This is a genomic window from Campylobacter volucris (genome assembly GCF_008245045.1).
Taxonomy (GTDB): domain Bacteria; phylum Campylobacterota; class Campylobacteria; order Campylobacterales; family Campylobacteraceae; genus Campylobacter_D; species Campylobacter_D volucris.
This window is the reverse complement of record NZ_CP043428.1, coordinates 671,178-683,607: the sequence shown is the minus strand read 5'-3', so window position 1 is coordinate 683,607 and position 12,430 is coordinate 671,178. Positions and strand designations below refer to the sequence as shown.

At 29.2% G+C, this 12,430-nt stretch carries 12 protein-coding genes; 7 read left to right on the top strand and 5 right to left on the bottom strand.

Annotated features, from left to right (window positions below; genetic code table 11):
* The first annotated feature begins 114 nt into the window (after positions 1-114).
* A complete protein-coding gene (locus CVOLT_RS03610; RefSeq protein WP_039665480.1) occupies positions 115-537 on the top strand; it encodes a PepSY-like domain-containing protein in 423 nt (140 codons plus the stop codon).
* Between the two features lie 28 nt (positions 538-565).
* Here CVOLT_RS03610 and CVOLT_RS03605 read toward each other — a convergent pair whose 3' ends face one another.
* From CVOLT_RS03605 to CVOLT_RS03585, 5 genes are all read right to left on the bottom strand, one after another.
* Positions 566-1,099: a HyaD/HybD family hydrogenase maturation endopeptidase gene (locus tag CVOLT_RS03605; protein WP_039665479.1), complete on the bottom strand. Its 534-nt coding sequence runs from the start codon at positions 1,097-1,099 to the stop codon at positions 566-568.
* Complete coding sequence (gene cybH, locus CVOLT_RS03600) at positions 1,096-1,788, bottom strand: Ni/Fe-hydrogenase, b-type cytochrome subunit (protein ID WP_039665478.1); 693 nt, start codon at positions 1,786-1,788, stop codon at positions 1,096-1,098. Before cybH ends, CVOLT_RS03605 begins: the two co-directional genes overlap by 4 nt.
* Positions 1,789-1,806: 18 nt before the next feature.
* Positions 1,807-3,522 carry a nickel-dependent hydrogenase large subunit gene (locus tag CVOLT_RS03595; RefSeq protein ID WP_039665477.1) on the bottom strand — a complete coding sequence of 572 codons (1,716 nt, stop codon included), beginning with the start codon at positions 3,520-3,522 and terminating at the stop codon, positions 1,807-1,809.
* Positions 3,523-3,524: 2 nt separating this feature from the next.
* Positions 3,525-4,664 carry a [NiFe] hydrogenase, small subunit gene (locus CVOLT_RS03590; protein WP_039665476.1) on the bottom strand — a complete coding sequence of 380 codons (1,140 nt, stop codon included), beginning with the start codon at positions 4,662-4,664 and terminating at the stop codon, positions 3,525-3,527.
* A 159-nt stretch (positions 4,665-4,823) separates the two neighbouring features.
* The gene (locus CVOLT_RS03585) at positions 4,824-7,397 is read right to left on the bottom strand and encodes an ATP-dependent Clp protease ATP-binding subunit (RefSeq protein WP_039665475.1); all 2,574 of its coding nucleotides are present in this window, start codon (positions 7,395-7,397) and stop codon (positions 4,824-4,826) included.
* A gap of 205 nt (positions 7,398-7,602) precedes the next feature.
* Between CVOLT_RS03585 and CVOLT_RS03580 the strand changes: the two genes are divergently transcribed.
* The 6 genes from CVOLT_RS03580 to CVOLT_RS03555 are packed head-to-tail and all read left to right on the top strand — an operon-like array spanning position 7,603 to position 12,388.
* Positions 7,603-8,919, top strand: a complete 1,317-nt coding sequence (locus tag CVOLT_RS03580) for a S41 family peptidase (RefSeq protein WP_039665474.1) — start codon at positions 7,603-7,605, stop codon at positions 8,917-8,919.
* On the top strand, positions 8,920-9,633 hold the full coding sequence (purC, locus tag CVOLT_RS03575; protein ID WP_039665473.1) for a phosphoribosylaminoimidazolesuccinocarboxamide synthase: 714 nt from the start codon (positions 8,920-8,922) through the stop codon (positions 9,631-9,633).
* An 8-nt stretch (positions 9,634-9,641) separates the two neighbouring features.
* Complete coding sequence (gene purS / locus CVOLT_RS03570) at positions 9,642-9,878, top strand: phosphoribosylformylglycinamidine synthase subunit PurS (RefSeq protein ID WP_039665472.1); 237 nt, start codon at positions 9,642-9,644, stop codon at positions 9,876-9,878.
* Positions 9,875-10,525 carry a phosphoribosylformylglycinamidine synthase subunit PurQ gene (gene purQ / locus CVOLT_RS03565; protein ID WP_039665471.1) on the top strand — a complete coding sequence of 217 codons (651 nt, stop codon included), beginning with the start codon at positions 9,875-9,877 and terminating at the stop codon, positions 10,523-10,525. The genes purS and purQ overlap by 4 nt, the downstream gene beginning before the upstream one ends.
* Positions 10,519-11,721 carry an SH3 domain-containing protein gene (locus tag CVOLT_RS03560; RefSeq protein ID WP_039665470.1) on the top strand — a complete coding sequence of 401 codons (1,203 nt, stop codon included), beginning with the start codon at positions 10,519-10,521 and terminating at the stop codon, positions 11,719-11,721. Before purQ ends, CVOLT_RS03560 begins: the two co-directional genes overlap by 7 nt.
* Positions 11,699-12,388, top strand: coding sequence for a lysophospholipid acyltransferase family protein (locus CVOLT_RS03555; RefSeq protein WP_039665469.1), 690 nt, complete (start codon positions 11,699-11,701; stop codon positions 12,386-12,388). Before CVOLT_RS03560 ends, CVOLT_RS03555 begins: the two co-directional genes overlap by 23 nt.
* Positions 12,389-12,430: the final 42 nt, after the last annotated feature.

Here is a 12,430-nt window from a genome sequence, read left to right as displayed (position 1 = left end):
TTTGTTGTATTTTTTGAAATTATACAATTAAATCATTACTTATTATTTAAGTTCACAAAAAATTCACTCACATTAAGTATGATTTTAATGCAAAAACAATCAAAAGGATTCAAAATGAAATTAAAATTAGCTTTAGCTGCTTTGACTTTAGCAAGTCTTACTTTTGCAAAAGATGTAGTAATACAAGCAAAAGATCTACCTCAAAATTCACAATCTTTCATCCAAAAATATTTTTCTAATGCAAAAATATCTTTAGTTAAACAAGATATAGATAGTTTTGATGTGTATTTAGATGATGGAACTGAACTTGAATTTACAACCAATGGGGAATGGAAAGAAATTGATGCTAAATATAGACCTATGGATACATCTTTTTTAAATCCTAATGCTATCACTACTATTAAAAAAATGCATCCAAATGCAAATATTGTTAAAGTAGAGAAAGAAATTCAAGGATACAAAATCAAACTTAACAATATGATGGAAATCTACACTGATACAAATGGTAATTTGTTAGGACAAAAAATAGATGATTAATCTAATCTCAAGCTAGTTAGCTTGAGATTTAATTTTTATATGAATTTAAAGCTAATTCTTGAATTTGATAATTTGCTATTTTTTCATATGTAAAGCCTTTTTGTATTAAAAAATCCAATACAATTTTTTCCATCTTCTCTAAAGACTTTAAAACTTCTTTTGAAATTTCAAAACTCAAAGGCTCAATGCGTTTTGGTACACATGCAAGAATATGAGTTTTTGGTAAATCACCCATTAATTCCATATATTGTAAAGTCTGAAGCATTTCAACTTCATGAGCGCTACCACTCCAATTGATTTTTTTTGGCATAGCATCATAAGGAAAAAAGAAAATATCCCCTATCTTTGCATCATCAGCAGCTATACAATCAATAACAATCATTTCATCATAATTAGCAATAATATAACTAAGTTGCAAAGCTAAAGTTCCACCATCAACAAAATCAACACTATCACTCTCATGATAAAATTTGTAGTTTTTTTCTAAAAGTTTGCATAGATGAACGCCTAAGCCCTCATCTGCAAACATAATATTTCCAATGCCTAAAATTAATAATTTCAATGATTTTCTCTTACGAATTTATAACCACTAAAAATAGCATCTAAAGCACCATCTTTACCTTTGACTGAGTTAAACACAGCCATGTAAATATGAACTGGAACAAAAATCAACACAACCCACATTAAAATTCTATGATAGGTTCTAACATCAGCCAAACCACCAAGCATCACTTCAATAGGTCTTAAAATGTCATATAAAAATCCACCTAAACCTTCATGATAAACATGCATGTAAAGAATCAATCCTGTTAAAATCAATCCAAACATTACAAAATAAAAGAATAGATAAGTAACAAATTGCAAAGGATTATATACACCTTGTAAATGAGGATGTTTTCCTAAAAAAATGTAAAATTTAATTTGCTCTATCCATAATTTTACATTAAAAATATCTTTGATACTTTTTCTCTCACCATCACTTTTTCTATCAAAAAAGAATAGATAAGTTTTAAAAATAACACAAGCAATCAATATAAAACCAAAAATTTGATGAACCATACGATATTTTGCTTGCATAAATAAATTCGGCTCTGAAGATATAGAAGGAGACTGAAATACATATGAAATATAATATCCAGTTCCTACCAAAATCACAATAGCAACAGCTCTTAACCAATGCGTAAAACGAAGCCCAATACTAAATTCATATTGAGCTTTTCTATCTGATTTTAAGGAATGTTTAGAATCCATAATACTAAAGTCCTTTCCTTATAAATTTACATTTACTTTATACTCGCTAAGATTATTGCCTTTAGTATCCATAACATGCACTGCACATGCAATACAAGGATCATAAGAATGTATAGCTCTTATAATTTCTAAAGGCTGTTTAACATCAGCTAGTTTTGTACCTATAAGACATTGTTCATAACTTCCACCTACACCATTTGCATCTTTTGGACTTGCATTCCAAGTAGAAGGAACCACAGCTTGCCAATTTTCAATCACACCATTTTTAATTCTACACCAATGGCTTAATGCTCCACGAGGTGCACTACCTATAAATCTACCTTTATATTCTTTATTTTTATCGATTACATAAGTAGCACAAGTGCTTTCATCAGATTTTAAATTTTCTACTAAAGAATTAAAAGCTTTTAAACCATGATCAGCAATAATCTTAGCCTCAATTGCTCTAGCACCTGTTCTTCCTAAAGTACTCATTAGAGCTTCTAAAGGTAAACCAGTAGCTTTTAAGAAAGCATCAGTTTCTTTAACAACAATTTGATTTCCTTTAGCATAATTCACTACAATATTTGCTAATGGTCCAACTTGCATTGGTAAATTTTCATATCTTGGCGCCTTAATCCAGCTATATTTACCCTTAATATCAAAAACTTTACTATGAACCATATTTCCTTTATCATCAATGCTTTCACCATCAACTAAGCCTGTGTAATTTGGATTTGTTTTACCATCATATGGGTGTAAAGCTTCATTGTCTGCATACCAAGATCTTGTAGCTTCTTCAGTGATTTTTGCTTCATCTACTTCTTCAACTTTACTTAAATCACCATTTCTAATAATGCCACCTTCAAACAACCACTCATCTTTAGAAACTTGGAATTCTTTTTCAGTATAGAAGTTATTAACCCCAACATCATTTAATACACTTGCTTCTTTAGAATAAGCTTTAGCTGCCATAATTAAATCAGGGTAATAAGCACGATTAATAAAATCAGCTACTTCTTGGAATTTAGTCATATATTCAGCCATTCTAGAAGGATTTAAAAGATCCATAACACAAGTTACACCACCAACTGTTAAGCTTTGTGGATGTGGATTTTTAGCTCCAAAAATAGCCATAGCTTGAGCTATTGTTCTTTGAATTCTTAAACACTCTAAGTAATGCGAAAGTGCTATTAGATTTTGCTCTGGAGTAAAACGATAAGTTGGATGCCCATAATATGCATTAGCAAATGGCCCAAGATTTCCTTTATCAACAAAAGTTTTTATTCTTTGTTGTACTTCTAAAAGTTTATCTGCACCTGTTGCATAAGGCATATCTGTATATTTAAATGCTTCATCACTTGCTTTTTTAACATCAGCACTTAAAGCACTTACAACATCAACAAAATCAAGACCATGAAGTTGATAAAAATGTACCACATGATCATGCATATATAAAGCTGCGTTCATTAAAGTTCTAGTCAATACCGCATTTAAAGGCGGAGTAATACCTAAAGCATTTTCTACAGCTATAATACCAGCTCTATAATGAGAAAAAGTACAAACACCACAAATTCTTTGAGTTAAAAAACCAGCATCTCTAGGATCACGCCCTTTTACAATAGTTTCTAAGCCTCTCCATAATGTTGATCCTGAGTAAGCTTCTTTAATGACATTATTTTCATCAACCACTACTTCAATTCTTAAATGTCCTTCTATTCTAGTGAGTGGATCTATAATAATTCTTTTTGACATTTTTAATCCTTATTTTTTTCTAATGAAGCAATAACAGCATGAGCAGCAACTGCAACTCCAGTTACACAAAGCACTCCTATACCGATTTTATCCGAAACATTATCAGCACCAAGCCCATAAACTGTATCAAATAATCTTCCTGCCATAACTTCTTCAAAAGGTCCCATAGTATCCCAAAAATCAGGTTCTGAACAGCCTATACAACCATGTCCAGCTTGAATAGGCCAAGAAGTATGTTGGTTAAATCTTTCTCTTGAGCAATTGTTAAAAGTATAAGGTCCTTTACAACCTACTTTATATAAACAATATCCTTTTTTAGCACCTTCATCGCCAAATTCTTGTACAAATTCACCCGCATCAAAACGACCTCTTCTTTCACATAAATCATGAATTCTAAGTCCGTATGCCCATTTTGGTCTATTATACGCATCAAGTGCAGGCAATGTTTGATAAAGTATATAATGAATCACATTTCCTACTATATTTTTCTCACTTGGAGGACAGCCTGGTACATTAATAACTGCTTTATTTGTTACTTTGCTTAAACTTACTGCATTACTAGGATTTGGTCTAGCAGCTTGGATACCCCCAAAAGCTGAACAGGTTCCTATAGCAAAAATAGCCAAAGCATTATCACAGGCTTCTTGTGCAATTTGCTTACCTGTTTTACCATGTGGTCCTATAGTTAAAAAATGCTCTGTGTTTCCAGTAGGAATTCCACCCTCAACCATTAGGATATATCTACCTTTATATTTTTCCATAGCTGCTTCAAGATTATGCTCTGCTTGCCACCCTGCTGCACCCATAATAGTTTCATGATACTCTAAAGAAATATGATCAAAAATCAAGCTATCTATACTCGGAGCATCACTTCTTAATAAACTTTCAGAACAGCCTGTACATTCAGCCATATGAAGCCATATAACAGGAAGTCTATCACTAAGCTCAGCTGCTCTTGCAACAACTGGAGTAAAACTAGCAGGTAATGCTAAAAAAGCTGTCATAGCTCCAGCCCACTTCATAAAATCTCTTCTTGAAAAACCTGACTGCTCTAAAGCTTTGGATATAGAAATTCCATTTTTCAAAAGAGGAAGTTTTTCTAACTCGTCTAAACGGCGATTAAAAACATCTAAATCACTCATTTGTTTTTCCTTAAAAATAAAAAATATCAGAATAGATTTTAGAATAATAATTGTTAAGAATTTATAAAAAATAAAAAAATTTTTGCAAAATATACTTTATATTTACAATTTAATGATAATAGGAGAATTTTAATCTCAAATAAGCAAGTATAAACTTGCTTATTTTTTATTTATGATTATATCCTCATCATCTGCATCTATTATTATTTCATCGTTTGTATTAAGCTTATCTGCTAATATCATATCACTTAACTTATCTTCTACCATATCATACATAGCTCTTTTTAAAGGTCTAGCACCAAAATCAACATCAAAACCAACCTTAGCTATAAACTCAGCTGCTTTATCACTAAGCGTAGCTTTTATACCTTTGTTTTCAAGATTTTTTTGTAAATTCTTAAATATTAATTTTACTATCTTAATAGCTTCATCATTACCCAAAGGATTAAAAGTTATAATATCATCTAAGCGATTTAAAAATTCAGGTCTAAAAAATTCTTTCAAAGCCTCTTTTATAGCCTTAGTTCTTTCTTCGCCTTTTAAATTCATTATAAAATTTGCACCTATATTTGATGTTAGTATTATTATAGTATTTGAAAAATCTACACTAACACCTTTGCTATCGGTTGCCTTTGCATCATCTAAAATTCCCAAAAGTATATTAAATACATCCTTATGTGCTTTTTCAACCTCATCAAATAATATAACACTATAAGGCTTTCTTCTAACAGCTTCTGTTAATTCTCCACCTTCTTCATGACCTATATAACCAGGAGGAGCTCCCAAAAGTCTTGATACGCTATGTTTTTCCATAAATTCACTCATATCAAAGCGTATCATAGCTTTTTCATCATCAAATAAAAATTTAGCCAAAGCCTTTGCGCTTTCTGTTTTACCAACTCCAGTCGGCCCTAAAAATAAAAAACTTCCTATAGGCTTAGAGCTTTGATTAAGTCCTGCTTTATTACGCTTTATAGCTCTTGCTAAAGCTTTTAAAGCTTCATCTTGCCCTACTACACTTTCTTGTAAATGCTCTTGTATATGTAAAAATTTCTCTTTTTCAGAAGTTAGCATTTTTTGCACGCTAATTCCTGTCCATTTGCTTAAAATTCCAGCTACCAAATCCTCATCTACTTGATTTTTAAGCAATACTCCATTTTCACTCATTTTTTTCCATTTTTCTTCAAGTTCTATTACTTCTTTTTCACATTCTAGAATTTTTCCATATTCTATTTCAGCTGCTTTTTGAAAATCTCCTTTATTTTTAGCAAAAATAGCTTCACTTTTTAAATTATCTATTTCTTTTTTCTTTAAACTTATAGAATTAAATACATTTTTTTCATTTTCAAATTGAGAATTTAACTTACCTTGTTCCTCTTTTAAATTTGCTAATTCTTTTTTTATTTCATCTATTCTTTTTTCATTTACTTCATTTTTTTCCATTTTTAAAGCTTCATTTTCAACTTCCAAACTTTCTATTTGTTTTCTAACTTTTCTTAATGAATTTGGCTCACTTTCTATTTGCATTTTAAGTTCAGCCGCTGCTTCATCTATCAAATCTATAGCTTTATCAGGCAAAAATCTATCGGCAATATAACGCTTAGATAATCTAGATGCAGCTACCAAAGCACTATCATTTATGCTTACATTATGATGAATTTCTAATTTTTCTTTTATACCTCTAAGCATTGCCAAAGCTTCATTTATACTAGGTTCTCCTACATTTATAGGCTGAAATCTTCTTTGTAAAGCTGCATCTTTTTCAAAATATTTTCTATATTCTTTCAAAGTAGTAGCTCCTATAGTATGAAGCTCTCCTCTTGCTAAAGCAGGTTTTAATATATTTGCTGCATCCATACTTCCTTCGCTAGCTCCAGCTCCCACTATAGTGTGAATTTCATCTATAAACAAAATAATGTTTTTATGCTTTATAACCTCATTTACAACAGCTTTTAATCTATCTTCAAATTCACCTCTATACTTAGCTCCTGCTATTAAAGCACTCATATCTAAAGCTATAACTTTTTTATTTTGCAAAGAAGTTGGAACATCTTTTTTAGCTATTCTTTGTACTAAAGCCTCTACAACAGCTGTTTTTCCAACACCTGGCTCACCTAATAATATGGGATTATTTTTTGTTTTTCTTATTAAAATTTGCATTAATCTTTGAATTTCTTCTTCTCTTCCTATAACTGGATCAAGTTCGTTATTTAAAGCTTTTAATGTTAAATCTATACCAAATTTAGATAAAGAATCTAAGGTTTCATCACTTGTTTTACTATCTATTTTATTATTTCCTCTTATTAGCTCTAATTCTTTTTTAAATTCATTTATATCTAAAAATTTAGACAGTATTTCTTTTATCGGTTGATTATTACTTTCTGAAATTAGCCACATATCAACTGCTAAATAATGATCACCATTTTTTAATGCCAAACCCTTAGCACTCTCTAAAGAATTGATAAATTCATTTGAAAATTTGATATTTTCTTTACTTACATTAGAACTAGCAGGTAAAGATGAAATTTTACTTTTTATTTCAAGCTCAAAAGCTTCTTTTGAAATATTTAATTTATTAAATACTTGATTTAACAAACTAGAGCTATCCACACTCAAAGCCCATAACAAATGAAGTGGTTTTATCTCGCTATTTTTACTATGAATTGCTAAAGATACAGCACTTTCTATATTTGAAATCATAGTATCAGTTAAAAATTCTTGTATATTTGCCATATCAAACTCCTTAATTTAGTTTATATAAATTGCATTATATAACTTTAGTCTATTAATGTCAAGTTTATTTAGTTATTTTTATTAAAAAATCTTTATATCATATTAATTATAGATGTGAAAAAATATTTTATATTATTTACGAATTTTTAAGCAAAAAGCGCTAAAATTATATATTTATTTTTAATTAATTTTTTGGAGTCTTCCTTTGAAAACAAAAAGAAATCTTATCATTATGGCCAGTTTATGTAGTTTATTAACCGCTTCATTTATTTTTACACATTTACAAGCTAAAAACACCCCTTCTAGTGAAGCTGAAAAAAAAATCGAAGCCTTATCAAAATTAACAAAAACTATGTCTATCATAGAGCAATATTATGTTGATGATGTAAATTATACGGATTTAGTTGATAAATCGATTGCAGGATTATTAACAAATTTAGACGCTCATTCTTCTTTTTTAGATGAAAAAGGATTTAAAGAATTAAAAGAACAAACCAATGGAGAATTTGGTGGCTTAGGTTTTACCATCACTCAAAAAGATGGGGCAATTACCGTGGTAGCTCCTATCGAAGGAAGCCCTGCTGATAAAGCTGGTATAAAAACAGATGATATCATCTTAAGAATCAATAATGAATCAACCTTAGGTATGACACTCAACGAAGCTGTTTCAAAAATGAGAGGAGAACCTAAAACCAAAGTTAGTTTGACTATTTATAGGAAAGGTGAAAACAAACCTTTTGATGTAAATTTAAGAAGAGATATTATAAAAGTAGATAGTGTCTATGCTAAAACAATAGAAGATGAAAATTTACTTTATATCCGCGTAACTAATTTTGATAAAAATGTTGTCGATGAAGCTAGCAAGGCCATTAAAAAGCATCCTAAAGTTAAAGGAATTATACTAGATCTTAGAACAAATCCAGGCGGAGTATTAAATCAAGCAGTAGGCTTGGTAAATCTTTTTGTAGATAATGGTGTTATTGTCTCTCAAAAAGGAAAAATCGAAAATGAAAATGTTGAATTTAAAGCAAATCCTAGCAAAAAAATATCTAATGCACCTTTAGTAGTGCTTGTAAATGGAGGTAGTGCAAGCGCAAGTGAAATAGTAAGTGGTGCTTTACAAGATTTTAAACGAGCTATTATAGTAGGAGGAAAAACCTTTGGCAAAGGTAGCGTTCAACTTATATTACCTATGGATGAAAAAGGTAAAGAAGGTTTAAGACTTACCATAGCAAAATACTATCTTCCAAGTGGTAGAACCATACAAGCAGTTGGTGTCACTCCTGATATAGAAGTTTTCCCAGGAAAAGTTAGTAAAGATGAAAACAATGGTTTTGAAATCAAAGAAGCAGATCTTAAAAAACATTTACAAGCTGAACTTGATAAAATTGGACATAATGATAAAAAAGAAGATAAGAAAGAAGATAAAAATATCATCACCAAAGAGCAAATCAATAATGACATTCAACTTAAAACAGCTATCGATGCTATTAAAATTTTAAACATCACCAAAGGAGAATAAATGCCGCAAAAACTAGAACTTTTATATGAAGGCAAAGGTAAAAAAATGTTTAAAACTGATGATGAAAATCTTCTCATCACAGAATTTAAAGATGATTTAACCGCATTTAATGCTGAAAAAAAAGGTAGTGAAGCTGGTAAAGGTGAATTAAATTGTAAAATCAGCACTGAAATTTTTTATCTTTTAGAAAAAGAAGGTATAAAAACTCATTTGGTTGAAACTATTAGCGACAAAGAGCAATTAGTAAAAAAATGCCAAATCATACCTATAGAAGTTGTAGTTAGAAATGTTGCAACAGGCTCTTTAACAAAAAGACTTGGAATTAAAGAAGGAACCATTTTACCTTTTTCTGTGGTTGAATTTTGCTATAAAAATGATAGCTTAGGTGATCCTATCATCAATGATGAGCATTGTTTGATTTTAAATTTAGTTAAGAGTGAAAAAGAATTAGAATTTATCAAACAAATTGCTAGACAAATCAATTCTATACTAGTTAAATTTTTCTCTTCTAAAAATCTTAGATTGATAGATTTTAAACTAGAATTTGGTATCGATAGTGATGGAAATATGATTTTAGCAGACGAGATAAGCCCAGATAGCTGCAGATTTTGGGATAGCAAAACAAATGAAAAATTAGACAAAGATAGATTTAGACAAGATCTTGGTAATGTTAAAATGGCTTATGAAGAAGTATTAAAACGAATTTTAAGCTAGGTTGTTTAATGAAAGCTACTGTAAATATTACTTTAAAAAATGGCATTTTAGATCCACAAGGCAAAGCTATAGAAAAAGCTTTACATTCTTTAGAATTTAATAATATTTCAAATGTAAAAGTTTCAAAACAAATTGTTTTTGAAATTAACACAAATGATAAAAACAAAGCTTTAGAGCAAATTCATACCATGTGCAAACAATTGCTTGCAAATACTATCATAGAAGATTATGAGATAATACTATGAAAATAGCAATTATCCAATTTCCTGGAACTAATTGTGAATACGATACAGCATATGCTTTTGAAAAATTAAACATTAAAAGCGAAATCATTTGGCATGAAAGAGAAGATTTTAACGCTGATTTAATAGTACTTCCAGGGGGATTTTCCTATGGAGATTATTTAAGATGCGCAGCTATTGCTAAATTTGCACCAGCTATAAAAACCTTAAAAGAACATGCTAAAAAAGGTGGCTATATCTTAGGTATTTGCAATGGTTTTCAAATTCTTTTGGAATTAGGCTTATTAAGTGGGGCTATGAAATACAATGATAATTTAAATTTTATTTCTAAAATGCAAAAACTACAAGTAATATCTAGTGACAATGCATTGTTAAAAAATTTTAACAAAGATGATATTATAGAGCTGCCTATAGCACATGGGGAAGGAAATTATTTCAACACTTTAGATGGTTTAAAAAAACTTGAAGATAAAGATTTAATTTTACTAAAATATCTTGACAATCCTAACGGCTCTTTAAATAATATCGCAGGAATTTGTGATGAAAATAAAAAAATTTTTGGACTCATGCCTCATCCTGAAAGAGCGTGCGATGAATTGCTTGGTTCGACTATAGGATTAGATTTACTCAAAGGATTTATAAATTGCTAAATTTTTTAAGATTTCTTTTTATTTTATTTTTGGCGTTAAATATCTATGCGCGAGAAAATGGTGTTTTTGATGATTATAATGCTTTAGAAAAAAATTTTAACTCTCTTGATGATCAAGCAAAACAAATTTACAATACCATTTCTCCAAGTGATGAAAATGAATACGATGTAAAATTAGAAAAAGAAGATTTGCCTAAAACTTCTTTAGTATTAAACGCAAAAGAATACACACAAAAAGCATATGTAGATGAAATTTTTTCTATAGATCTTGAGGTTATTACTACAACAAATACAAATTTTGACTTAAATATTAGTTTTGAAAAAAGTGATGATATGATTTGGATCAATCAAAATCCAACTTGGCAACAAAAAGCCAATTCTTATCATACTACTTTATGGTTTCAAGCTAAAAGTCTTAATGCAAATTTAAGCAAAATCATCGTTTTTTTAAGCAGAAACGATCAAATCATACAAAGCTCTTCTTTGATCATTAAACCTATTATTTTAGAAAAAATAGATGCACCATCTAACAAATACTCTCATATAGTAGCTTCAAATTTAGAAGTAAAACAAGTTAAAGCCAATCACTTTGATAGTGAAAATATGATTTTATTTATAGAATTAATTGGTGAAGATACAAATCTTGGTGGTTTTCATCTTAAAAATATTGAAAAACAAGGTGTTGAAGCCATTAAAGGAGACTTTAAAAAACAAAGTGCTTTTTACTACGCTATACTTGATAAAAGCAAAACTAGGTTTGATTTTTCATATTTTAATACCACTAAAAAAGAATTAAAAGAATTTTCTTTAAAAGTTGAACTCAAAGAAGATAGCATAAGCACACAAAGTGATCTTAATCCAAAAACTAATGATTTTAATTTTTACAAACAAATTGCATTTTGGATTTTATGTGGTATTTTTGCACTATGGTATTTAATCAAAAAAAGTTATGTTGCTTTAGGCTTGGCGATTTTAACTTTAATTGCAAGCTTTTTATCACAAAATAATATTTACAAAGCTTCTTTAAAAGCACAAAGTCAAATTCAAATTTTACCAACAAAAAATTCCACTTCTTTTTCTTCTGGAGAGCATGAACAAGAAGTTGAAGTACTTGGTGTAAGAGAAAATTATAAAAAAATTTTACTAAATAATGGCAAAATAGGATGGGTGAAAGATGAAGATTTGGCAAAGAATTAAGGCTTTGTTTTTTTGGATTGAATTTATTATAACCACTCTTATTTTATGTATTTTGTTTTTAATTATAAAATCTCAAGATAAAATTTGGATACTAAGAAAATATTGGGCTAAATTTCAAAAATATGCGATTAATTATAAAATTCAACTCACAGGAGAGCTTCATCCACAAACTAATTTACTTTTAATCAATCATCAAAGCCTACTTGATATAGTTGCATTAGAAGATTTATGTTCTAAAAATATATCTTGGATTGCTAAAAAAGAACTTGGAGAAATTCCAGTTTTTAAAATTCTTATTAAAAAATCCAAAATGATTTGCATAGATAGAAGTCCTAAAAGCTTGGTTAAACTTTTAAAAGAAGCCAAAGAAAGATTAAAAGAAAATAGAATTTTAGCAATTTTTCCAGAAGGAACAAGATCAAACACACAAAAACTTTTAAAATTTAAAGTAGGAGCTAAAATTTTAACAGAAAAATTAAAGCTAAAGGTTCAACCTGTGGTTATAGTTGATTCAGCTAAAATTTTAAATACAAAAACCTTTAGCGCAAAAAGTGGAAATTTAAAAATCATTTTTTTAGATCCTGTTGATACAAGCAAAGAAAATTGGCTAGAACAAACACGAGAAGATATGCAAAAAATTCTTGATTTTTATAGACAAGAACTTTGATATATGAAAAATATCTATATTTTCAGCTTTTTCTTATGAAAA